The sequence below is a fragment of the Streptomyces sp. NBC_00704 genome, from assembly GCF_036226605.1.
Taxonomy (GTDB): domain Bacteria; phylum Actinomycetota; class Actinomycetes; order Streptomycetales; family Streptomycetaceae; genus Streptomyces.
Genome location: NZ_CP109000.1, coordinates 6147208 through 6169680 on the forward strand (window position 1 = coordinate 6147208; position 22473 = coordinate 6169680).

Below are 22473 nucleotides of genomic sequence, written 5' to 3' on the forward strand. Positions count from 1 at the left end.
CCGGACCGTCGACCCGGACCGTCGACCCGGACCGTCGACCCGGACCGTCGCCCCGGGCCAGGCGCGGCGGGCGGGGGCCGGCGGTGAACAGCGGGCGTGGAGCCGCGGCGGCCTGGTCGGCTCGTATTCTGGGCCGCGGTCCGTCCCGTGGGTGCACCGGGCCGCGAACCGGTGCAGAAGCAGGCGCAAGAGAGGTCGTACGTACGTGTCGCAGAGTCGCAGTCCGCAGCAGATCCCGGTCGTCGTGCTCGCCGGATTCCTCGGCTCCGGCAAGACGACCCTGCTCAATCATCTGCTGCACCGCAGCGGAGGCAGCCGGATCGGCGCGATCGTCAACGACTTCGGCGCCATCGAGATCGACGCCATGGCGGTGGCCGGTGCGCTGGGCGACTCCACGGTCTCCCTCGGCAACGGCTGCCTGTGCTGCGCCGTCGACAGCAGTGAGCTCGATGCCTACCTCGAACGACTGGCCCGTCCGGCCGTCGGCATCGACGTCGTCGTCATCGAGGCGAGCGGTCTCGCGGAGCCGCAGGAACTCGTGCGGATGGTGCTGGCCACCGACCATCCGCGGATCGTGTACGGCGGACTCGTCGAGATCGTCGACGCGGCCGAGTTCGACGACACCCGGGTGAAGCACCCCGAGATCGACCGGCACCTGGGCCTGGCCGACCTGGTCGTGGTCAACAAGCTCGACCGCGCGCCCGACGCCGACCGGGTGCTGGAGCTGGTGCGTTCGCTGACCGACGGCGCTGCCGTCGTCCCCGCCACCTATGGCCGCATCGACCCGGAGTTCCTCTTCGACTGCAGACCGAGTGAGGAGCGCGTCGGGCAGCTGACCTTCGACGACCTGCACGACCGTGACGCGGACGACCACGCCGAGCACCTTCACACCGCCTACGACAGCGTTTCGTTCACCTCCGAAGTGCCGTTGGCGCCGCGACGGTTGATGGACTTCCTGGACAGCCGGCCGGAAGGGCTGTACCGGATCAAGGGATACGTTGACTTCGGTCCACATGATCCGGTCAACCGGTACGCCGTACACGCTGTCGGGCGCTTTCTCCGGTTCCACCCTGAGCCCTGGCCGTCCGGCGACGACCCCCGCCGCACCGAGCTCGTCCTCATCGGCTCCGGCATCGACGCCGCCGCCGTCGGCGGGGCGCTGGAGGCCTGCGTGAGCGACGCCCCGCCCGCGGGCGAACACGAGATGTGGGGCGTGCTGCGCTACGTCCAGGACCCCGAGGATCTCGAGAACCCTGAGGATCTCGAGAACCCCGGGGACCTCGTCGACCCCGAGGATTCCGAGCGGCCCGAAGTCCCGATCTAGACCGGTCCCGCCACCACCGCGACCGTCTTCGGCAGGGACACGCCCGAGCCGTCTCGGCGGGGGTCGATCTCGGGGAGGTCGGCCGGCAGACCGTTCTTCTGCGCCGCCTTGGCCGGGACGGGACCCGCCCAGGCCAGGGACAGGCAGTCCTCGCCCTTCAGGAACCGCTGGCAGCGCACGCCGCCGGTGGCCCGGCCCTTGCGCGGATACTGGTCGAACGGGGTGAGCTTGGCGGTCGTCTGGACCGAGTCGTCCAGCGTTCCGCGCGAGCCCGCGATGGTGAAGACGACCGCGTCCGCCGCCGGATCCACGGCCGTGAACGAGATCACCCTGGCGCCCTCGGTGAGCTTGATGCCCGTCATACCGCCCGCCGGACGGCCCTGTGGCCGCACCTGTGCCGCCTGGTAGCGCAGCAGTTGGGCGTCGTCGGTGATGAAGACCAGGTCCTCCTCGCCGGTGCGCAGCTCGACGGCGCCGACGATCCGGTCGCCGTCCCGGAGGCCGATGACCTCCAGTTCGTCCTTGTTGGACGGGTAGTCGGGCACGACCCGCTTGACGACGCCCTGTTCCGTGCCGATGGCCAGACCGGGGGACGACTCGTCGAGCGTGGTCAGGCAGATCACCGTCTCGTCGCCCTCCAGGGAGACGAACTCCGCCAGCGGGGCGCCGCCCGACAGGTTGGGCACCGAAGCGGTGTCGGGGAGCTGCGGCAGGTCGACGACGTTGATCCGCAGCAGTCTGCCCGCCGAGGTGACCGCGCCGATCTCCCCGCGCGCGGTGGCGGGGACGGCCGAGACGATCACGTCGTGCTTGGTGCGCCGGTCGTCCGTGTCCTCGGAGCTGTCGGCGAACGGCTCGGCGTTCGCGGTGCGGGCCAGCAGGCCCGTGGAGGACAGGAGTACGCGGCAGGGGTCGTCCGCGACCTGCAGCGGCACGGCCGCGGCGGTGGAGCCCGAGGACTCCAGCAGCACTGTGCGGCGCTCGGTGCCGAACTTCTTGGCCACCGCGGCCAGTTCGGCCGAGACCAGCTTGCGCAGCTCCGCGTCCGACTCGAGGATCCGGGTCAGCTCGGCGATCTCCTCGTTGAGCCGCTCCTTCTCCGCCTCCAGTTCGATACGGTCGAACCGGGTCAGGCGGCGCAGCGGCGTGTCCAGGATGTACTGGGTCTGGATCTCCGACAGCGAGAAGCGCTCGATCAGGCGCTCCTTGGCCTGCGCGCTGTTGTCACTGGAGCGGATCAGCCGGATGACCTCGTCGATGTCGACGAGCGCCGTCAGCAGACCCTCGACCAGGTGCAGCCGGTCGCGGCGCTTGGTGCGGCGGAACTCGCTGCGCCGGCGCACGACGTTGAAGCGGTGGTCGAGGTAGACCTCCAGCAGTTCCTTCAGGCCCAGCGTGAGCGGCTGTCCGTCGACCAGTGCCACGTTGTTGATGCCGAAGGACTCCTCCATCGGCGTCAGCTTGTAGAGCTGCTCCAGGACCGCTTCCGGCACGAAGCCGTTCTTGATCTCGATGACGAGACGCAGGCCGTGCGCGCGGTCGGTGAGGTCCTTGACGTCCGCGATGCCCTGGATCTTCTTCGAGCCGACCAGGTCCTTGATCTTCGCGATGACCTTCTCGGGGCCGACCGTGAAGGGCAGTTCGGTGACGACCAGGCCCTTGCGGCGGGCCGTGACGGTCTCCACCGCCACCGTGGCGCGGATCTTGAAGGTGCCGCGGCCGCTCTCGTAGGCGTCCCGGATGCCGGAGAGGCCGACGATGCGGCCGCCGGTGGGCAGGTCGGGGCCGGGGACGAACTTCATCAGGGCGTCGAGGTCCGCGCCGGGATACCGGATGAGGTGGCGGGCGGCCGCGACGACCTCGCCCAGGTTGTGCGGCGGCATGTTGGTGGCCATGCCGACCGCGATCCCGGAGGCGCCGTTGACCAGGAGGTTCGGGAAGGCGGCGGGCAGCGCGACCGGCTCCTGCTCCTGGCCGTCGTAGTTGGGCGCGAAGTCGACCGTGTCCTCGTCGATCGACTCCGTCATCAGGCTCGTCGCCGCGGCCTGACGGCACTCGGTGTACCGCATGGCGGCCGGCGGGTCGTCGTTGCCCAGCGAGCCGAAGTTGCCGTGGCCGTCGACCAGCGGCAGCCGCATGGAGAACGGCTGGGCCATGCGCACGAGGGCGTCGTAGATCGACGCGTCTCCGTGCGGGTGCAGCTTGCCCATGACCTCGCCGACGACGCGGGCGCACTTGACGTAGCCGCGCTCGGGGCGCAGGCCCATCTCGTTCATCTGGTAGACGATGCGGCGGTGCACCGGCTTCAGGCCGTCACGGGCGTCCGGCAGGGCGCGGGAGTAGATGACCGAGTACGCGTACTCGAGGAAGGAGCCCTGCATCTCGTCGACGACGTCGATGTCGAGGATGCGCTCCTCGTACGAGTCGTCGGGCGGCGGGGTCTTCGTGCTGCGGCGGGCCATCGCTGCCGGCTCCTTGCTGGGGCGTGTGACGGGATCTGATGCGGACCATTGTGGACCGTGGCACTGACAGAGCGGGCGAGGACCCGGCGTCGGCCGTCCGGGCCGGCACGCGAAGGCACCTCCTCCACGGCTGCCCGCAGGCTACGCGATCTCGCTCTCGGCGTACGTCGCCCGGGAACTTCGCCGACCGTCCGCACGCTTGCATACAGTGGCAGGACCGGCAGGAAAACCGCGGTTTCGACGACCGCGTCCGCGATCGGAAGGGACGTACATGCCCATGGGTCACACGGCCACAGCCCAGGCAGGCTCCGGGGGCCTGACAGCGACCGAGCACCGCCTGGCCAACGGGCTGCGCGTGGTGCTGTCGGAGGACCATCTGACCCCCGTCGCGGCGGTGTGCCTCTGGTACGACGTCGGCTCACGCCACGAAGTCAAGGGGCGTACCGGCCTTGCTCACCTTTTCGAGCACCTGATGTTCCAGGGATCCGGGCAGGTCAAGGGCAACGGGCACTTCGAACTGGTCCAGGGCGCGGGCGGGTCCCTCAACGGGACCACCAGCTTCGAGCGCACCAACTACTTCGAGACCATGCCCGCCCACCAGCTGGAGCTCGCCCTCTGGCTGGAGGCGGACCGGATGGGCTCCCTGCTCACCGCGCTCGACGACGAGTCGATGGAGAACCAGCGCGACGTCGTCAAGAACGAGCGCCGCCAGCGGTACGACAACGTCCCCTACGGCACGGCCTTCGAGAAGCTGACCGCTCTCGCCTACCCGGAGGGCCACCCGTACCACCACACGCCGATCGGCTCGATGGCCGACCTGGACGCGGCGACGCTGGAGGACGCGCGTGCGTTCTTCCGCACGTACTACGCGCCCAACAACGCGGTGCTCTCCGTGGTGGGCGACATCGACCCGGAGCAGACCCTCGCGTGGGTCGAGAAGTACTTCGGCTCCATCCCCGGCCACGACGGCAAGCCCGCCCCCCGCGACGGCGGCCTGCCCGACGTCATCGGCGAGCAGCTCCGCGAGGTCCTCGAGGAGGAGGTGCCCGCCCGCGCCCTGATGGCCGCCTACCGGCTGCCGGAGGACGGCACGCGCGCGTGCGACGCCGCGGACCTGGCGCTCACGGTGCTCGGCGGCGGCGAGTCGTCCCGCCTCTACAACCGGCTCGTGCGCCGCGACCGCACGGCGGTGGCGGCCGGCTTCGGCCTGCTGCGCCTCGCCGGCGCCCCCTCGCTGGGCTGGCTGGACGTGAAGACGTCCGGCGACGTCGAGGTGCCCGTCATCGAGACCGCCATCGACGAGGAGCTCGCCCGGTTCGCCGAGGAGGGCCCCACGGCGGAGGAAATGGAGCGCGCGCAGGCCCAGTTGGAGCGCGAGTGGCTCGACCGTCTCGGCACGGTCGCCGGGCGCGCCGACGAACTGTGCCGCTTCGCGGTCCTGTTCGGCGATCCGCAGCTCGCCCTCACCGCCGTCCAGCGGGTGCTGGACGTGACGCCCGAGGAGGTGCGGGAGGTCGCCAAGGCCCGTCTGCGCCCCGACAACCGCGCGGTGCTCGTCTACGAGCCGACCGCCGCCGAAGCCCCCGCCGACCAGGACGAGAACGAGGAGGCGGCCCGGTGACCGAGCTCGCCACGATGGACTTCCACCCCCAGCCCCGGGCGGGCGAGGCCAAGCCGTGGGCGTTCCCCGCGCCCGAGCGCGGCACGCTGGACAACGGTCTGACCGTGCTGCACTGCCACCGCCCCGGCCAGCAGGTCGTCGCCGTCGAGGTCATCCTCGACGCGCCCCTGGACGCCGAGCCGGCCGGTCTCGACGGCGTCGCCACGATCATGGCGCGCGCCTTCTCCGAGGGCACCGACAAGCACTCCGCCGAGGAGTTCGCCGCCGAACTGGAGCGCTGCGGAGCCACTCTGGACGCGCACGCCGACCATCCCGGCGTCCGCCTCAGCCTCGAGGTGCCGGCCTCGCGGCTGGCCAAGGGCCTGGGCCTGCTCGCCGACGCGCTGCGCGCCCCCGCGTTCGCCGACAGCGAGGTGGAGCGTCTCGTCCGCAACCGCCTGGACGAGATCCCGCACGAGCTGGCCAACCCCGCCCGGCGCGCCGCCAAGGAGCTCTCCAAGGAGCTGTTCCCGGCCACCGCGCGCATGTCGCGCCCGCGCCAGGGCAGCGCGGAGACGGTCGAGAAGATCGACTCCGCCGCCGTGCGCGCCTTCTACGACCGGCACGTCCGCCCGGCGACGGCCACCGCCGTGATCGTGGGCGATCTGACCGGCGTCGGCCTGGCGGAGCTCCTGGGCGACACCCTGGGCGCCTGGACGGGCTCTACGGCCGAGCCGCGGCCGGTGCCGCCGGTGACCGCCGACGACAGGGGCAGGGTCGTCATCGTGGACCGCCCCGGCGCCGTCCAGACGCAGCTGCTGATCGGCCGGATCGGCGCGGACCGGCACGACCGCGTGTGGCCCGCCCAGGTGCTCGGCACGTACTGCCTCGGCGGCACGCTGACCTCCCGCCTGGACCGCGTCCTGCGCGAGGAGAAGGGCTACACGTACGGGGTCCGCGCCTTCGGGCAGGTCCTGCGCTCCGCGCCGGACGGCTCGGGCGCCGCGATGCTCGCCATCAGCGGCTCCGTGGACACCCCCAACACCGGTCCCGCGCTGGACGACCTGTGGAAGGTGCTGCGCACCCTGGCCGCCGAGGGCCTGACCGACGCGGAGCGGGACGTCGCCGTGCAGAACCTGGTCGGGGTGGCGCCGCTGAAGTTCGAGACCGCCGCGGCCGTGGCGGGCACGCTCGCCGACCAGGTGGAGCAGCACCTGCCCGACGACTTCCAGGCGACGCTGTACCGGCAGCTCGCCGCGACGGGCACGGTCGAGGCCACCGCGGCGGCCGTCAACGCCTTCCCGGTGGACCGGCTGGTGACGGTCCTGGTGGGCGACGCGGCGCAGATCCGGGAGCCGGTCGAGGCCCTCGGCATCGGTGAGGTGAAGGTCGTCTCCGCGGAGTAGCGCGGTGACGGCACGCGCGTGGGGCCCCGGTCGACGTGAGCGTCACCGGGGCCCTCGCGTGAGGGAATTGAGACCCTCATGTGCCCGAATTGGGGTGGAGTCGCCGGTCTGTGCTGTGGGATGCGCTACAAAACCCGTGATTCGTTTGAGGATTGAAACCCGCGCCGCTTAGCGTCATCCGGGCTGTTCGTCAGGCACCGCGCCGCATCCGTGGCACCGGACAGCCATCGCCGAGTCCCCGCATGGCGCGAGCCAGGGGAGCCGGGGACCCACTTGTGAAGTCCCTGGGGTGAATCGGACGCCCGCGCGAACGCGAGGGGGTCCGTAGGAGACCTTCCTGCTCCGAACCCGTCAGCTAACCCGGTAGGCGAGAGGGAAGGAAAGGACACCGCTGACTTCATGGCGTTCACCTGCGCCACCGGGAAGCATCGTCGGCCCAGCCGGATGCAGCGCACCACCGTCCGCGCGGCGGGCGTCGCGGCGCTCACCACCACCGGTGTGATGGCCACCGTCGCCTCGGCCCCGGCCTTCGCCGCCGAGCCCACCCCCGAGCAGACCGGGCTGATCCCCGTCGTCACCGCCGGCGAGTCCGTCGTCGAGCAGATCGACGACCAGGTCGCCGTCCAGAAGCGGGCCGCCTTCGAGGAGGCCGCCCGGCAGGCCGCCGCCAAGAAGGCCGTGGAGGAGCGCGAGGCACGCGTGCGTGCCGCCCGCGAGGCCGAGCGCAAGCGCCTGAACACCTTCGTGATGCCGATCGCCGGCTCCTACGTCTCCACCGGCTACCAGGCCAGCAGCTCGCTGTGGTCCTCCGGCAGCCACACGGGCATCGACTTCCACGCCGCCAACGGCACGACCGTGCACGCGGTCGGCTCCGGCACCGTGGTCGAGGCCGGCTGGGGCGGGGCCTACGGCAACCAGGTCGTCATCCGGATGCACGACGGGACGTACACCCAGTACGGTCACCTGTCGTCCATCGAGGTGTCGGTGGGGCAGCAGGTCACCCCGGGGCAGCGCATCGGTTTCTCCGGCGACACCGGCAACGTCACCGGCCCGCATCTGCACTTCGAGGCCCGCACCACCCCGGAGTACGGCTCCGACATGGACCCGGTCGCCTATCTCCGCAACCACGGCGTGAACGTCTGACACGACGCACGACGGCAGATCGTCGAGCCCCGGCCCTTCGGCCGGGGCTTTGCCGTTTCCCGGGGCGCTCCGTCCAAAAAATATTCATGGATTACGGCCCGCCGTCGGAAATTCCCGTCCGCTGCAATAGAGTCGATGAAAGCGCGCCGCTCGTCGGCGTTTCACGGGGATTAAGGCGGAGGTCCGTCATGCGTATTCCGGCGCACTCGGTGTGCACGGCCGTCCGGGACGACATCGTCGCGGGCGTCTACGAGCGCGGCAGCCGCCTCACCGAGGAACTCCTCGCCCGCCGCTACGGGGTCTCCCGCGTCCCCGTCCGCGAGGCGCTGCGCACGCTGGAGGCCGAGGGCTTCGTGGTCACGCGGCGGCACGCGGGCGCGTGCGTCGCGGAGCCGACCGAGCAGGAGGCCGGAGACCTGCTGGAGATGCGCATGCTGCTGGAGCCGCTCGGCGCCTGCCGGGCCGCGGAACGGCGCACCGAGGCCCATCTGAAGGTGCTGCGCGGACTCGTCCGGCTGGGCCAGGAGCGGGCCAGGAGGGGCAGCAGCGACGACCTGCGCTCCTTGGGCGGCTGGTTCCACGAGACGCTCGCCCAGTCCTGCGGCAGCCCCGCCCTGACGTCGATGCTCACCCAGCTGCGCCACAAGATCGCCTGGATGTACACGGTGGACGCCCCGGCCGATCCGGTGGAGTCCTGGGCGGAGCACGGCGCGATCGTGGACGCGGTGACGCGCGGGGACGGGGAGCGCGCGCGGGCGATCACGGCGCTGCACACCGAGCGGTCGACGCCGGCGCACCGACTGCGCTTTCCCGGCGGCCCGGGGCGCGCCGACCGTGTGAGGACCTCGCAACATCCCGTAAACACGTCGGGAATTCGGAATTAACGCGGAGGCCGTATACAAAGAGGGGGATAATTCTCGGGGGTTGTTCTTCCCTGCCCGTGAACGGAATTGTCGTCCGTGAACGGGAAATGCGAAGGGCCCGCCCGATGATTTCGGACGGGCCCTTCGCCGAAAAGGCGACGTGCTCAGACGGTCTCGGGGAGTTCCTCGAGGCCCTCGGCGACCAGCTTGGCCAGCCGGTCGAGGGCGGCGTCCGCGCCCTCGGCGTCGGAGGCGAGGACGATCTCCTCGCCGCCCTGGGCGCCCAGGCCGAGGACGGCCAGCATGGAGGCCGCGTTGACGGGGTTGCCGTCGGCCTTGGCGATCGTCACGGGGATGCCTGCGGCCGTGGCGGCCCGGACGAAGATGGAAGCGGGGCGGGCGTGGAGGCCCTCGGCCCAGCCGACGTTGACGCGGCGCTCAGCCATGTGATGCTGCCCTTCAGGTTCAGGTTGTCTAGACCAGTGTTCCATACGTGGCGCGTGTGAGGGAGAGCCAGGCTCGGCCTCACCCGCGGCGGTCGCCGGATCGCGGCCTCGATCCGCCGCCCGCCCCCACAGACTGCCTCGCGCCGTTGTCGTACGCGAGCCGTACTCTGGGGCCCATGCAGAGCGCGTCGGACCGGCCCGAGTACCCCGCCCACTGGGAGGCCGACGTGGTGCTGCGCGACGGCGGCACCGCACGCATCCGCCCCATCACCGCCGACGACGCCGAGCGCCTGGTCAGCTTCTACGAGCAGGTGTCGGACGAGTCGAAGTACTACCGCTTCTTCGCGCCCTACCCGCGGCTGTCCGCCAAGGACGTCCACCGCTTCACGCACCACGACTTCGTGGACCGGGTGGGGCTCGCGGCCACCGTGGGCGGCGAGTTCATCGCCACCGTGCGCTACGACCGCATCGGGCCGGACGGCATGGCCGCCACCTCGCCCGCCGACGAGGCCGAGGTCGCCTTCCTCGTGCAGGACGCCCACCAGGGCCGCGGCGTCGCCTCGGCGCTCCTCGAACACATCGCCGCCGTCGCGCGCGAGCGCGCCATCCGCCGCTTCGCCGCCGAGGTGCTCCCCGCCAACACCAAGATGATCAAGGTGTTCACCGACGCCGGCTACACCCAGAAACGCAGCTTCGAGGACGGCGTCGTCCACCTGGAGTTCGACCTCGAACCCACCGAACGCTCCCTCGCGGTGCAGCGCGCGCGGGAGCAGCGCGCCGAGGCGCACTCCGTGGGACGGCTGCTGGCGCCGGGCTCCGTCGCCGTCGTCGGCGTCGGCCGCGCCCCGGGCGGCGTCGGCCGCAGCGTCCTCGGCAACCTCCGCGAGGCCGGCTTCACGGGCCGCCTGTACGCCGTGAACAAGGCGTTCCCGGACGGCATCGAGGAGGTCGACGGCGTGCCCGCCCACCGCTCGGTGCGGGAGGTGGCGGAGCCGGTCGACCTCGCGGTCGTCGCCGTCCCCGCCGAGCACGTGCCCGAGGCCGTCGCCGAATGCGGCGAGCACGGGGTGCAGGGACTCGTCGTCCTCTCCGCCGGCTACGCCGAGAGCGGCCCCGACGGCCGCGAGCGCCAGCGCCGGCTCGTGCGCCAGGCACGCGCGTACGGCATGCGGATCATCGGGCCCAACGCCTTCGGCGTCATCAACACCTCGCCGCGGGTGCGCCTGAACGCCTCCCTCGCCCCGGAGATGCCCAGGGCCGGGCGGATCGGCCTGTTCGCCCAGTCGGGCGCCATCGGCATCGCCCTGCTGTCCCGCCTGCACCGGCGCGGCGGAGGCGTCACCGGCGTCACCGGCGTCTCCACCTTCGTCTCCTCCGGCAACCGCGCGGACGTCTCCGGCAACGACGTCCTGCAGTACTGGTACGACGACCCCGACACCGACGTCGCCCTCATGTACCTGGAGTCCATCGGCAACCCCCGCAAGTTCACCCGCCTCGCGCGGCGCACGGCGGCGGCCAAGCCCCTCGTCGTCGTCCAGGGCGCCGGTTCGGCCCCGCAGGGCCACGCCGTGCGGGCCACCCGGCTGCCGCACGCGACCGTGTCGGCGCTGTTGCGGCAGGCGGGCGTGATCCGCGTGGACACCATCACCGAACTGGTCGACGCCGGCCTGCTGCTGGCCCGCCAGCCGCTGCCGCCGGGCCCGAGGGTCGCGATCCTCGGCAACTCCGAGTCCCTCGGGCTGCTCACCCACGACGCGTGCCTCTCCGAGGGGCTGCGCCCACTGCCGCCGTCGGACCTGACGACCGAGGCCTCGGCGGAGGACTTCCACGCGGCACTGGCGCGGGCCCTGGCCGACGAGACGTGCGACGCCGTGGTGGTGACGGCGATCCCGGCGATCGGCGAACGCTCGCCCGGGGACGCGGAACTCGCGCAGGCGCTGCGCTCGGCCGCCGCGGCGGCCCCCGCCAAGCCGGTCCTCGTCGTGCACGTCGAAATCGGCGGCCTCGCGGCGGCTCTGTCCGCCGCCGCGAGCACCGCACCCCGCGCGGAAGGCGCCGCACGCGCGCGTGCGGCGGCCGAGAGCGCCACCGAGCCCCAGCCGGCCGCCGTCGAGGCGCCCGAGGGAGCCCGCCTCATCCCCGCCTACCCCGCGGCCGAACGCGCCGTCCGCGCCCTCGCCGAGGCGGTGAGGTACGCCCAGTGGCGACGCGAGGCGGCCGACCCCGGCAAGGTCCCCGAGTACGACGACATCGACGAGAAGGGCGCCGCCCGGCTGATCGACGGGCTCCTCGCGCGCGGACAGGGGCTCACCCTCGGCGCCGAGGAGACCTGCGAGCTGCTCGGCCGCTACGGCGTCCGCACCCGCCGGGCGATCCCCGCCCCCACCCCCGACGAGGCCGCGCGGGCCGCGCGCGACCTCGGCTACCCCGTCGCCCTCAAGGCCACCGCCCCGCACCTGCGCCACCGCGCCGACCTGGGCGGCGTACGCCTCGACCTGGCCGACGAGGACCAACTGCGCAGGGCCTACGCCGAATTGACCGAACTCTTCGGCAAGCCGCAGGAACTCCGCCCGGTCGTCCAGGCGATGGCCCCGCGCGGCGTCGACACCGTCGTGCGCGCGGTCATCGACCCGGCGGCGGGAGCGGTGCTGTCCTTCGGCCTCGCGGGGGCCGCCTCGCAGCTCCTCGGGGACATGGCGCACCGGCTGGTCCCCGTCACCGACCGCGACGCCACGTCGCTGGTCCGCTCCATCCGCACGGCCCCGCTCCTGTTCGGCTGGCGCGGCTCGACGCCCGTCGACACCCCGGCCCTGGAAGAGCTCCTGCTGCGCGTCTCGCGGCTCGTCGACGACCACCCCGAGGTCGTCGCCGTCACCCTGGAACCCGTCGTCGTCGCACCCCACGGAGTCAGCGTCCTCGGCGCGTCGGTCCGCCTCGCGCCCCCGCCCGCGCGCGACGACCTCGGCCCGAGGACCCTGCCGGCGTACTGAGCCGACCGACGACACGGCACTCGCCCGGACGCGGTCCGCGCCCCCGGCCGCCGCGACGCCGAACGGGCGGCCGCGCACGCCCCGGGCCCGCCGGAGCCCGCCGGAGCCCGCCCGAGCGGTGCCCCGCAGTCAGTGGGTCCCCGTAGGATGGAGGGCATGGCCAAGACCAGTACGACGACCCAGGGGCTGCGCGCGGCGATCGAGCGCAGCGGCTACTACCCGGCCCTCGTGGCCGAGGCGGTGGAGGCCGCCCTGGGCGGCGAGCCGATCCGGTCGTTCCTGGTCCACCAGGAGACCACGTTCGACCAGAACGAGGTGCGCCGGCACGTGACCGTGCTGGTGCTCACCGGCAACCGGTTCATCGTCAGCCACACCGACGAGCAGGCCGCCGACAGCACCTCCCCGACGCCGTACGCCACGACGTCCACGGAGTCGGTCAAGCTCGGCAGGATCTCCTCGGTCGTGCTCAGCCGGGTGGTCGCCAACCCGGAGTCGTACACGCCGGGCGCACTGCCCCGCGAGGTCGTGCTCACCATCGGCTGGGGCGCCGTCTCCCGCATCGACCTGGAGCCCGCTGCCTGCGGCGACCCCAACTGCGACGCCGACCACGGCTACGCGGGCAGCTCGACGGCGGACGACCTCAGCCTGCGCGTGAGCGAGGCCGGGGACGGCCCGGAGACGGTGCGCCAGGCTCTCGCCTTCGCGCAGTCGCTCTCCGAAGCCACGGCGGACGTCACCCGCTGATGGAGCGGTCCGCCCCCTCCTGGGACTACCCCGAGCCGCTCGCCGTGGCCTCCGCCCCCGTACCCGAGTACGGCTCCGGCTCCCTCGCCGACCTGCTGCCCACGCTGGCCGCCGGCATGGCCGTGCCCGGCATGACCGCGGCGATCCCGGAACTCGCGCCGGCGGACCGCAACTGCGTCTTCCTCGTCGACGGCCTGGGCTGGGAGCAGATCAGGGCCCACCGCGACGAGGCGCCGTACCTGTACGCCCTGCTCGGCAGCTCGCGCGGCGGCACCGGCCGCCCCCTCACCGCCGGCTACCCGGCGACCACCGCGACCTCCCTCGCCTCCGTCGGCACCGGCCTCCCGCCCGGCGCGCACGGCCTGCCCGGCTACACCGTGCGCAACCCCGACACCGGCGAGCTGATGAACCAGCTCCGCTGGCAGCCGTGGACCGCGCCCGGCGCGTGGCAGCCGTACCCGACCGTGTTCCAGCTCGCCCACCGGGCGGGCGTGCACGCCGCGCAGGTGTCGGCCCCCGCGTTCCAGAACACCCCGCTCACCAAGATCGCGCTCAGCGGCGGAACGTTCCACGGACGGCTCACCGGCGAGGAGCGCATGGACCTCGCCGCCGAACAACTCGCCGCCGGCGACCGCTCCCTCGTCTACACCTACTACGCCGAACTGGACGGCGCGGGACACCGCTACGGCGTCGCCTCCGACACATGGCGCGGCCAGCTCATGTACGTCGACCGCCTCGTCCAGCGTCTCGCCGAACAGCTCCCGCCGCGCAGCGCGCTCTACGTCACCGCCGACCACGGCATGGTCGACGTGCCCTTCGACGACGAGCACCGCATCGACTTCGACGCCGACTGGGAGCTGCGCGCCGGCGTCGCCCTGCTGGGCGGCGAGGGCCGCGCCCGCCATGTCTACGCCGTGCCGGGCGCCGCGGACGACGTGCTGACCTGCTGGCGCGAGGTGCTCGGCGAGCAGTTCTGGGTCGCCTCGCGGGACGAGGCCATCGCCGCGGGCTGGTTCGGTCCGCAGGTCGACGAGCGGGTGTACGCCCGCCTCGGCGACGTGATCGCGGCCGCCCGGGACGACGTCCTGATCGTCGCCTCGGAGCGGGAGCCCAAGGAGTCGGCCATGGTCGGCAACCACGGCTCCATGACCCCTGCCGAGCAGTTCGTCCCGCTGCTCGAAGTACGCTCCTGAAGCCGCAACGGCCTCGCCCCGCAGTTCCCTCTCCCTGACCGAAAGGCGCTCGACTCCCCATGCCCGAGCTGGTGTTCTTCTCCGGAACCATGGACTGCGGGAAGTCGACGCTGGCTCTCCAGATAGAGCACAACCGCTCCGCGCGCGGCCTGGAGGGCATGATCTTCACCCGTGACGACCGCGCGGGCCAGGGCAAGCTGTCCTCCCGCCTGGGCCTGGTCACCGACGCGGTCGAGGTCGAGGACGGCCAGGACCTCTACGCCTACCTGGTGGAACACCTCTCGCAGGGCGGCCGCGCCGACTACGTGATCGCCGACGAGGCGCAGTTCCTGGCCGAGGAGCAGATCGACCAGCTCGCGCGCGTGGTCGACGATCTCGGCTTGGACGTCTACGCCTTCGGCATCACCACCGACTTCCGTTCCAAGCTGTTCCCCGGCTCCCAGCGGCTCGTCGAACTCGCCGACCGCGTCGAGGTGCTACAGGTCGAGGCGCTGTGCTGGTGCGGCGCCCGCGCCACGCACAACGCCCGCACCGTGGGCGGCGTCATGGTCGTCGAGGGCGCGCAGGTCGTCGTCGGCGACGTCGACCAGGCGGACACGATCGGCTACGAGGTCCTGTGCCGACGTCACCACCGGCGCCGGATGACGGCGTCGTCGGCGCGGGCGGCGGCCCTGTCGCCCGACGTGCTGCCGGTCCAGCAGGTCTAGAGCCTGCCGGGCCCGCCGCCCCTGCGTCGCGTCGGTGACGAGGCTCCGCGCTTCGGTCCGGCCCGATCCGGACGACGGCCCCAGCCCCGGCCCCGCCCCGGCTCGGCGGCGGGCCGGGGCGGATGCTCAGCGCGCGTCCTGGATCAGGGAGAAGTGGGCGCCCTCGGGGTCGGCCACGGCCGCCACGCGCCCGTGCGCGCTGTCGTGCGCCGGTTCCAGGACGCGCCCGCCGAGGCCGGCGACGAGCGTGAGCGCCGCGTCCACGTCCGCCACCTCGAAGTACGTCGTCCAGTGCGGCCCCAGATCCCGGGCCAGCGCCGCGCCCACCCCGTGGACGCCGGCCACCGGACGGCCGCCGACGCGCAGGGTCACGTGATCGAAGTCGGCCGCCGGCGTCGGCTGCTCCTCGTAGCCGAACACCGTCGCGTAGAACTTGCGGACGCCGGCCGTCTCGTAGGTCGTCAGCTCGTACCAGACGGGCGTGCCGGGAACGCCGGTGATCTCGGTGCCCACGTGGGCGCCTGCCTGCCAGACGCCGAAGACGGCGCCGGAGGTGTCGGAGCCGATCGCCAGCCGCCCGGCTTCGGCGGCCTCCAGCGGGCCGACGCCGATCGTGCCCCCGCACAGGCGGACCGTTTCGGCGGTGGAGTCCACGTCGTCCGAGGCGAAGTAGGGCGTCCAGGCGACGGGGAGGTGACGGTCCGGGGCCAGCTGTCCGATGCCGGCCACCTCGCGGCCGTCCAGCATGGCCCGCACATAGGGGCCGAGCTGCTGCGGACCGGGTTGGAACTCCCAACCGAACAGCTCACCGTAGAACGCCTGAGTCGCCGTCAACCCATGTGCCATCAGGCTCACCCAGCAGGGTGTACCGGGCGCGTAGCGTGCGTGTGCTGTGCCGGTCGGGCCGACCGGCCCACCTGCCTCGGTCATCGTCACTCTCTCCTCGGCCACTCGTGGCGGCCGCGTCGCTTCAGCCTTCGGAGGATGCCTGATCGGGGGTTTCTCACCGGTTCACGCGCGCTTGTCGTCGTAGGTGGATCGCCTGTACGGCACGTGTCCGTTCCCGCACGCGTCGTGATCGCGCGTGTCCGGCGGAGCAGAGTAGCCGGACATGAGCGGCGGGGCCACCCCGTACGCGAGGATGGGGGACATGAACGCCATCATCACCGCATCGGAACTGGCCGGCGAGTTGACCGGGGCGAATCCGCCCGTGATCCTCGACGTCCGCTGGCAGCTCAGCGTGGCCAAGGCGGCGGGGGAGCCGCCGTTCGACGGCCGGGCCGCGTACGAGGCGGGACATGTGCCCGGCGCGGTCTACGTGGACCTGGACAGGGAACTGGCGGGGCCGGCGGGCGACCGCGGCCGCCATCCCCTCCCGGATCTCGCCGAGTTCGGCGCGGCCATGCGCCGGGCGGGCGTCTCGGCCGGCACGCCGGTGGTCGTGTACGACGGCGGGCAGGGCTGGGCGGCGGCCCGCGCGTGGTGGCTGCTGCGGTGGACGGGTCACCCGGACGTGCGAGTCCTCGACGGCGGGCTGCCGGCGTGGCAGGGCGCTCTGTCGGTCGACGTCCCCACGCGCGGGGAGGGCGACTTCGAGCCGGCGCCGGGCGCCACGGGGCTGCTCGACGCGGACGGCGCGGCGGGCCTCGCCCGTTCCGGCGTGTTGTTCGACGCGCGCGCGGGGGAGCGGTACCGGGGCGAGGTCGAGCCGATCGACCGGGTCGGCGGGCACATCCCGGGCGCGGTGTCCGCGCCCACCAACGACAACGTGGCCCCGGACGGCCGCTTCCTGCCCGCGCACGAGCTGAGGGACCGCTTCGAGGCGCTGGGGGCGTCGGACGGCGTGGAGGTGGGCGTCTACTGCGGCTCGGGCGTCTCCGGCGCCCACGAGGTGCTGGCTCTCGCGGTGGCGGGCATTCCGGCCGCCCTGTACGTCGGCTCCTGGTCGGAGTGGTCCGCGGACCCGTCCCGGCCGGTCGCCGTGGGCCCGGACCCGCGATGAACCGATCGGTGATCCGTCCCGCGTGACCTCGCGTACGGGCAGACGAGGGGCGGTTGGCGAGGACGGAGGGCCGGGCACGCGCAAGGGCCGCACCTTGTCCGGTGCGGCCCTCACACCTGTACGCGGCGCCACGCGAACCGGCGTGCGCCCCGGGGGAGTTGTCGCCGCGGGGGGCTCACTCCTGCTTCTTGCGCCGGGTGCCGAACACGATCTCGTCCCAGCTCGGCACCGCGGCCCGGCGCCCCGGGCGGACGCCGTCCGCCTCGGCCTGCCGGTCGGTGGCGCCGACGAGACGGTCGCGGTGGCTGCCGACGGAACGCGGCATGAGGACGTCCGCGTAGGCGGAACCGGCGGAGGCGGCGGGCGCCGGGGGCTCCTCGGCGACGGCCTCCTGCTCGTCGGGCTCCTCCGTGACGGGCTCGGCCGTCGGCCGCTCCGGGACGACCATGTCGCCGCGGAAGCTCGGCACCGCCTCCAACAGGCTGGTCAGCGAGTCGCGTTCGCGTTCGCTCTCCTCGTCCGGCTCGGACGGCTGGGGCGGCAGGCTGGGCCGGTCGAGGGTGCGGTCCAGCGGGCGGTCGCGGGGCAGCCGTGCGATACGCGGCACGAACGGAAAGCTGGGCTCCGGCGCGGCCAGGTCGTCGGACTCGCCGATCAGCGAACGGGCCTCGTCGTCGACGGCCTGGACGAGCCGCCGGGGCGGGTCGTACGTCCAGCTCGCCGAGTGCGGCTCGCCCGCGACCCGGTAGACCAGCAGGACTTCCCAGGTGCCGTCGTCGCGGCGCCACGAATCCCACTGGACGGTGTCCTTCTCGGCGCCGCGGATCAACAGCCGTTCCTGGACGGCTTCGCCGAGCTGCGGACCGGTGTTCTCGCCGGGCCGGCGGACCGGGGTCTTGCGGGCGCGTTCGGCCATGAAGGCCCGCTCGGCCAGTACGGGGCCCTCGAAACGGCGCACACGGTCGACGGGGATGCCGGCCATCTGCGCGACTTCTTCCGCTGTCGCACCGGCGCGTATACGCGCCTGGATGTCGCGGGGGCGGAGATGGCTCTCCACCTCGATCTCGATCTGGCCGAGGCGGGGACGGTCGCCGCGTACGGCGGCGCGCAGACGCTCATCGATCGGAAGCGTGTACTCCGTGCTGTCCGCAGCCTTCAGCACCAGCCGTGTGCCGTCATTCGAGACGGCCACGACACGCAGTTCGGGCATGGGGACCTCCCGGGTGGTGCCTGCCGACGTCACGTGCGTCGCTGCTTCCGCTAGTCGAGTGTGGCCTGCCCGGGTGCAGCCTGCCACAACCTTGCCGAGTTGCCCGGCGTGTCGGGCACAGGCCCTGCGTCGCCGTTATGGCACGGTTACCTATTCGCCACGCTAAGTGACCAACACCGTCACCCTGTGCAACGAGTCCCCTCCAGGCGGTCCAGCGAGGCCCCGGACGTCCTGGCGGGAGACCGGGCCCAGGGCTCGCAACAGTACTCCATTTGGGCCACGTGCGTGGATTGGCGCGCCACCCGACTTCTCGCAAGAGAGGGCTTCCGGCCCTCTGTCACACGCCTTCCCGATCTTGGACGTGGCACACTTCACGCGATCTTCGGGCCATGGACCGAAGATTTCCGGCCGGGCCGGGACGCCGTCGTCCGAGCGGCGCCACGGGGCCGCCGACGCCGCGCGGAGACGCGCCCCGTGAGGTCGCGTCAGGTGCCCAGGACCCTGCGCAGGTAGTCGTTCTGGAAGAGGCGATGAGGGTCCAGCCGGTCCCGCAGCGCCGTGAACTCCTCGAAGCGCGGGTACACGCCGGCCAAGTACTCGGCATCCCGCGTGTGCACCTTCCCCCAGTGCGGACGGCCCTCGTGCGCCGTGAAGATGCGCTCGGCCGTGGTGAAGTACCCCTGGTACGCCGTGCCCTTGACCATGTGGACGGCGATGTACGCGCTCTCGCGCCCCGAGGCGGTGGACAGCGTGATGTCGTCGGCGGGCGCGGTGCGCACCTCGACGGGGAAGCTGATCCGCAGCCCCGACCGGTCGATCGCCGTCCTCAGTTCGCGCAGTGTCTCGGTCACCGCCTCGCGCGGCACCGCGTACTCCATCTCCACGAACCGCACCCGGCGCGGCGACGTGAACACCTTGTAGGGGATGTCGGTGTAGGTGCGCGCCGACAGGGCCCTGCTGGAGAGCCGGGCGATGGCCGGGATCGTCGGGGGCGCCGCCCGCCCGACCCACTGGGCCACCTGGAAGACGCCGTTGGAGAGGAACTCGTCCTCGATCCAGCCCGCGACCCGGCTCACCGGCTTCGCGGGGCCGGCGCTGCGGTTGTTGCGCTTGGTGTTGGTGCTGCCGGTGTGCGGGAACCAGTAGAACTCGAAGTGCTCGTTCTCGGCCCACAGCTCGTCGAACTCGGCGAGAACCCTGTCGAAGGGCATCGGCTCCTCGCGCGCGGTGAGCAGGAACACCGGCTCCACCGCGAACGTGACGGCGGTGACGACGCCGAGGGCGCCCAGGCCGATCCGGGCGGCCGCGAAGACCTCGGGGTTCTCCTTCTCGGAGCAGACGAGCACCGAGCCGTCCGCCGTGACGAGTTCGAGCCCCTTGATCTGGGCGGCGATGGACGCCGACTCCCGGCCGGTGCCGTGCGTGCCGGTGCTGGTGGCTCCGGAGACCGTCTGTTCCATGATGTCGCCCATGTTGGTGAGCGACAGCCCCTCGCGCGCCAGGGCCAGGTTGAGTCTCTTGAGCGGCGTCCCGGCCTCGACCGTGACGGTCATGTCGTCACGGTCGATCTTGCGGATGCCGGTCAACAGTTGAGGGCGGATCAAGACGCCGTCAGTTGCCGCGATCGACGTGAAGGAGTGGCCGGTTCCCACCGCCTTCACCCTCAGGCCGTCCTCGGCGGCCCGGCGGACCGCCTCGGCCAGCTCGTCGACGGAGGCGGGCATGACCTCCCGCGCGGGGCGGGCGACGACGTTGCCGCCCCAGTTACGCCACGTGCCGTTCTTCGCGCTCGCTGTGCTGCTCAACGGTGCCTCCCCGACCCGGAGCCGGCCTGCTCAGCCGACGGTAGCCCAGGAAACCGACCGCGACCGCGACGGCCCCGGACACCGCCGGAACCCCGTACCCGGCCCGCGCCCCGGCCGCGTCGATGACCCAGCCGGCTACGGAGGAGCCGAGCGCGACCCCGACCGCGAGCCCGGTGCTAATCCAGGTCATGCCCTCGGTCAGTTGCGCGCGCGGTACGTGCTCTTCGATGAGGGACATGGTGGTGATCATCGTGGGAGCGATGGCCAGGCCCGCTACGAAAAGCGCCACGGCCAGGAACGGCAAGTTTCCGACCAGTAGGAGGGGGATCATACTCACGCCCATCATGAACACGCCCAGCAGCCAGCGACGCTCCGGCGACCCCTTCAGCCGCAGCAGGCCGAACACGATGCCCGCCAGACAGGAACCGGCCGCGTACAGCGCCAGGACGACGCTCGCGGCACCCTTGTGGCCGCGCTCGTCGGCGAAGGCCACGGTGACCACGTCGACCGCTCCGAAGATCGCTCCGGTCGCCACGAAGGTGGACACCAGGACCTGCAGACCCGGCGAGCGCAGGGCGGAGCCCCGGTCGCGCTGCTCGCGCGGATGGGGCGCGGGCTCGGTGGCCCGCTGGGCGGTCAGCCAGAAGACGCCGACCGCGAGGAAGCAGGCCGCCAGCAGGGGCCCGGCCTCCGGGAACCACACCGTGGACAGGCCGATGGAGATGATCGGCCCGAAGATGAAGCACATTTCGTCCACCACGGACTCGAAGGAGTACGCGGTGTGCAGCTTCGGAGTGCCCCGGTACACGGCCGCCCAGCGGGCCCGGACCATCGCCCCGAGGCTGGGCACGGCGCCGATCCCGACGGCGCACACGAACAGCACCCAGTCCGGCCACTCGAAGTGCGCGGCCAGCAGCAGCCCGGCCGAGGCCACGAGGGCGACCAGCGTCGCCGGTCGCAGCACCCGGCGCTGCCCGTGCAGATCCACCATGCGCGAGATCTGCGGCCCGAGGACCGCGGCCGCCAGCGCGATCGTGGCCGACAGGGCGCCGGCGAGCCCGTAACGGCCCGTGAGCTGGGAGACCATCGTGACCACGCCGATGCCCATCATCGACAGCGGCATCCGGCCGAGGAACCCCGCGGCGGAGAAGCCCTTGGAGCCGGGGGCTGCGAACAGGGCGCGGTACGGGCTGGGCACAGGGATCTCCGGTGGTCCGGTCACGCGCGCGGGACGCACGGCGCGGCACGAGGGAAGGCGGCTCCGCGGGGCTCGGCGCGCGGCGTACCGGGCCCGGCAGAAGCGTAAGGCGCGACTGCGGCTCATACAGCTGACATAGGAACTTAGGCAACCCTAACGCACTGCCGTGGACCGGGCCCGCGCGCGGGGCACGCCCGGCCCCGGCCGTTTCCCGCCTGTCGGAGCCGGGTGGCAGGATCGACTCATGCCAGACGCGCTCGATGCCACCCCCTACGACGCCCTGCTCCTGCTCTCGTTCGGCGGCCCGGAAGGCCCGGACGACGTGGTCCCGTTCCTGGAGAACGTGACCCGCGGGCGCGGCATCCCCAAGGAACGCCTCAAGGAGGTGGGGCAGCACTACTTCCTGTTCGGCGGGGTCAGCCCCATCAACGAACAGAACCGCGCCCTGATGGACGCCCTGCGCAAGGACTTCGCCGGCCACGGCCTGGACCTGCCCGTCTACTGGGGCAACCGCAACTGGGCCCCGTACCTCACGGACACCCTGCGCGAGATGACCGCCGACGGCCGTCGCCGCGTCCTCGTCCTCGCCACCAGCGCCTACGCCTCGTACTCCGGCTGCCGCCAGTACCGCGAGAACCTCGCCGACGCCCTGGCCGCGCTCGAGGCCGAGGGCCTTCAGCCGCCCAGGGTCGACAAGCTGCGCCACTACTTCAACCACCCCGGCTTCCTGGAGCCCATGATCGACGGCGTGCTGCGCTCGCTCGCCGACCTCCCCGAGGACGTCCGCGACGGCGCCCACCTCGCCTTCTCGACCCACTCCATCCCGACCTCGGCCGCGGACGCCTCCGGCCCGGTCGAGGACCACGGGGACGGCGGCGCGTACGTCAGGCAGCACCTGGACACCGCGCGCCTCGTCGTCGACGCGGTCCGCGAGCGCACCGGCGTGGACCATCCCTGGCAGCTCGTCTACCAGTCCCGCTCGGGCGCCCCGCACATCCCCTGGCTGGAGCCCGACATCTGCGACCACCTGGAGGAGCGGCACGCGGCCGGCGTCCCGGCGGTCGTCGTCGCCCCCATCGGCTTCGTCTCCGACCACATGGAGGTCCTCTACGACCTCGACACCGAGGCCGAGGCCAAGGCCCGCGAGCTGGGCCTGCCGATGCGCCGCTCGGCCACCGTCGGCGCCGACCCCCGCTTCGCCGCAGCCGTCCGCGAACTCGTCCTGGAGCGCGCCGCGGTGGAGAACGGCCTGGAGGTCACCCCGTGCGCCCTCGGGGCGCTCGGGCCGAGCCACCACCTGTGCCCGGCCGGCTGCTGCCCCGCCCGTGCCCCCAAGCCCGCCGCCGCGGGCGCCGACAGCCCCTACGCGTGAGGAACGGC

Annotated in this window: 17 protein-coding genes and 1 riboswitch; of the genes, 11 read left to right on the forward strand and 6 right to left on the reverse strand. The window is 72.6% G+C overall.

Annotation, left to right across the window (positions count from 1 at the left end):
• Positions 1 to 205 precede the first annotated feature (205 nt).
• Positions 206 to 1324, forward strand: a complete 1119-nt coding sequence (locus OG802_RS26750) for a CobW family GTP-binding protein (RefSeq protein ID WP_329414399.1) — start codon at positions 206 to 208, stop codon at positions 1322 to 1324.
• On the opposite strand, the gene OG802_RS26755 is transcribed toward OG802_RS26750, so the two are convergent.
• Entirely contained in the window at positions 1321 to 3786 is a 2466-nt protein-coding gene (locus tag OG802_RS26755) for a DNA gyrase/topoisomerase IV subunit A (protein WP_329414400.1), read from the reverse strand. The two genes, OG802_RS26750 and OG802_RS26755, sit on opposite strands and share 4 nt — an antisense overlap.
• 271 nt (positions 3787 to 4057) lie before the next feature.
• Between OG802_RS26755 and OG802_RS26760 the strand changes: the two genes are divergently transcribed.
• From OG802_RS26760 to OG802_RS26775, 4 genes are all read left to right on the forward strand, one after another.
• A complete protein-coding gene (locus OG802_RS26760) occupies positions 4058 to 5407 on the forward strand; it encodes a M16 family metallopeptidase (RefSeq protein WP_329414401.1) in 1350 nt (449 codons plus the stop codon).
• Positions 5404 to 6792, forward strand: coding sequence for a M16 family metallopeptidase (locus OG802_RS26765; RefSeq protein ID WP_329414403.1), 1389 nt, complete (start codon positions 5404 to 5406; stop codon positions 6790 to 6792). Before OG802_RS26760 ends, OG802_RS26765 begins: the two co-directional genes overlap by 4 nt.
• A gap of 218 nt (positions 6793 to 7010) precedes the next feature.
• A riboswitch (cyclic di-AMP (ydaO/yuaA leader) is annotated at positions 7011 to 7177 on the forward strand.
• Positions 7178 to 7191: 14 nt separating this feature from the next.
• Positions 7192 to 7935, forward strand: a complete 744-nt coding sequence (locus OG802_RS26770; RefSeq protein WP_329414405.1) for a M23 family metallopeptidase — start codon at positions 7192 to 7194, stop codon at positions 7933 to 7935.
• A gap of 188 nt (positions 7936 to 8123) precedes the next feature.
• Positions 8124 to 8819, forward strand: coding sequence for a GntR family transcriptional regulator (locus OG802_RS26775; RefSeq protein WP_329414407.1), 696 nt, complete (start codon positions 8124 to 8126; stop codon positions 8817 to 8819).
• A 143-nt stretch (positions 8820 to 8962) separates the two neighbouring features.
• Here OG802_RS26775 and OG802_RS26780 read toward each other — a convergent pair whose 3' ends face one another.
• Positions 8963 to 9244: an HPr family phosphocarrier protein gene (locus tag OG802_RS26780; protein ID WP_007385204.1), complete on the reverse strand. Its 282-nt coding sequence runs from the start codon at positions 9242 to 9244 to the stop codon at positions 8963 to 8965.
• A 176-nt stretch (positions 9245 to 9420) separates the two neighbouring features.
• Here OG802_RS26780 and OG802_RS26785 point away from each other — a divergent pair, with 176 nt between their 5' ends.
• The 4 genes from OG802_RS26785 (at position 9421) to OG802_RS26800 (ending at position 14878) form a co-directional block, all read left to right on the forward strand.
• Entirely contained in the window at positions 9421 to 12234 is a 2814-nt protein-coding gene (locus OG802_RS26785; RefSeq protein WP_329414409.1) for a bifunctional acetate--CoA ligase family protein/GNAT family N-acetyltransferase, read from the forward strand.
• A gap of 147 nt (positions 12235 to 12381) precedes the next feature.
• Complete coding sequence (locus tag OG802_RS26790; protein ID WP_329417415.1) at positions 12382 to 12978, forward strand: DUF5998 family protein; 597 nt, start codon at positions 12382 to 12384, stop codon at positions 12976 to 12978.
• Positions 12978 to 14171 carry an alkaline phosphatase family protein gene (locus tag OG802_RS26795; RefSeq protein WP_329414410.1) on the forward strand — a complete coding sequence of 398 codons (1194 nt, stop codon included), beginning with the start codon at positions 12978 to 12980 and terminating at the stop codon, positions 14169 to 14171. Before OG802_RS26790 ends, OG802_RS26795 begins: the two co-directional genes overlap by 1 nt.
• A 59-nt stretch (positions 14172 to 14230) precedes the next feature.
• Positions 14231 to 14878, forward strand: a complete 648-nt coding sequence (locus tag OG802_RS26800) for a thymidine kinase (RefSeq protein ID WP_329414413.1) — start codon at positions 14231 to 14233, stop codon at positions 14876 to 14878.
• 126 nt (positions 14879 to 15004) lie between these two features.
• Here the strand turns inward: OG802_RS26800 and OG802_RS26805 are convergent, their stop codons facing one another.
• Complete coding sequence (locus OG802_RS26805) at positions 15005 to 15808, reverse strand: VOC family protein (RefSeq protein WP_329414414.1); 804 nt, start codon at positions 15806 to 15808, stop codon at positions 15005 to 15007.
• 220 nt (positions 15809 to 16028) lie between these two features.
• Here OG802_RS26805 and OG802_RS26810 point away from each other — a divergent pair, with 220 nt between their 5' ends.
• Positions 16029 to 16880, forward strand: coding sequence for a sulfurtransferase (locus OG802_RS26810; RefSeq protein WP_329414416.1), 852 nt, complete (start codon positions 16029 to 16031; stop codon positions 16878 to 16880).
• Between the two features lie 175 nt (positions 16881 to 17055).
• Here OG802_RS26810 and sepH read toward each other — a convergent pair whose 3' ends face one another.
• The 3 genes from sepH to OG802_RS26825 form a co-directional block, all read right to left on the reverse strand.
• The gene (gene sepH / locus OG802_RS26815; RefSeq protein WP_329414418.1) at positions 17056 to 18090 is read right to left on the reverse strand and encodes a septation protein SepH; all 1035 of its coding nucleotides are present in this window, start codon (positions 18088 to 18090) and stop codon (positions 17056 to 17058) included.
• 485 nt (positions 18091 to 18575) lie between these two features.
• Positions 18576 to 19895 carry a D-arabinono-1,4-lactone oxidase gene (locus OG802_RS26820; RefSeq protein WP_329414419.1) on the reverse strand — a complete coding sequence of 440 codons (1320 nt, stop codon included), beginning with the start codon at positions 19893 to 19895 and terminating at the stop codon, positions 18576 to 18578.
• Positions 19855 to 21093 (reverse strand): MFS transporter, encoded by a 1239-nt coding sequence (locus tag OG802_RS26825; RefSeq protein ID WP_329414421.1) that lies wholly within the window; start codon positions 21091 to 21093, stop codon positions 19855 to 19857. Before OG802_RS26825 ends, OG802_RS26820 begins: the two co-directional genes overlap by 41 nt.
• 244 nt (positions 21094 to 21337) lie before the next feature.
• Here OG802_RS26825 and OG802_RS26830 point away from each other — a divergent pair, with 244 nt between their 5' ends.
• Entirely contained in the window at positions 21338 to 22465 is a 1128-nt protein-coding gene (locus OG802_RS26830) for a ferrochelatase (RefSeq protein ID WP_329414423.1), read from the forward strand.
• Positions 22466 to 22473: the final 8 nt, after the last annotated feature.

Coding starts and splice junctions, on each gene's coding strand:
- OG802_RS26755 (WP_329414400.1), bottom strand. CDS start 3,786: ATGGCCCGCCGCAGCACGAAGACCCCGCCGCCCGACGACTCGTACGAG.
- OG802_RS26760 (WP_329414401.1), top strand. CDS start 4,058: ATGCCCATGGGTCACACGGCCACAGCCCAGGCAGGCTCCGGGGGCCTG.
- OG802_RS26770 (WP_329414405.1), top strand. CDS start 7,192: ATGGCGTTCACCTGCGCCACCGGGAAGCATCGTCGGCCCAGCCGGATG.
- OG802_RS26775 (WP_329414407.1), top strand. CDS start 8,124: ATGCGTATTCCGGCGCACTCGGTGTGCACGGCCGTCCGGGACGACATC.
- OG802_RS26780 (WP_007385204.1), bottom strand. CDS start 9,244: ATGGCTGAGCGCCGCGTCAACGTCGGCTGGGCCGAGGGCCTCCACGCC.
- OG802_RS26785 (WP_329414409.1), top strand. CDS start 9,421: ATGCAGAGCGCGTCGGACCGGCCCGAGTACCCCGCCCACTGGGAGGCC.
- OG802_RS26790 (WP_329417415.1), top strand. CDS start 12,382: ATGGAGGGCATGGCCAAGACCAGTACGACGACCCAGGGGCTGCGCGCG.
- OG802_RS26795 (WP_329414410.1), top strand. CDS start 12,978: ATGGAGCGGTCCGCCCCCTCCTGGGACTACCCCGAGCCGCTCGCCGTG.
- OG802_RS26800 (WP_329414413.1), top strand. CDS start 14,231: ATGCCCGAGCTGGTGTTCTTCTCCGGAACCATGGACTGCGGGAAGTCG.
- OG802_RS26805 (WP_329414414.1), bottom strand. CDS start 15,808: ATGACCGAGGCAGGTGGGCCGGTCGGCCCGACCGGCACAGCACACGCA.
- OG802_RS26810 (WP_329414416.1), top strand. CDS start 16,029: ATGAACGCCATCATCACCGCATCGGAACTGGCCGGCGAGTTGACCGGG.
- sepH (WP_329414418.1), bottom strand. CDS start 18,090: ATGCCCGAACTGCGTGTCGTGGCCGTCTCGAATGACGGCACACGGCTG.
- OG802_RS26830 (WP_329414423.1), top strand. CDS start 21,338: ATGCCAGACGCGCTCGATGCCACCCCCTACGACGCCCTGCTCCTGCTC.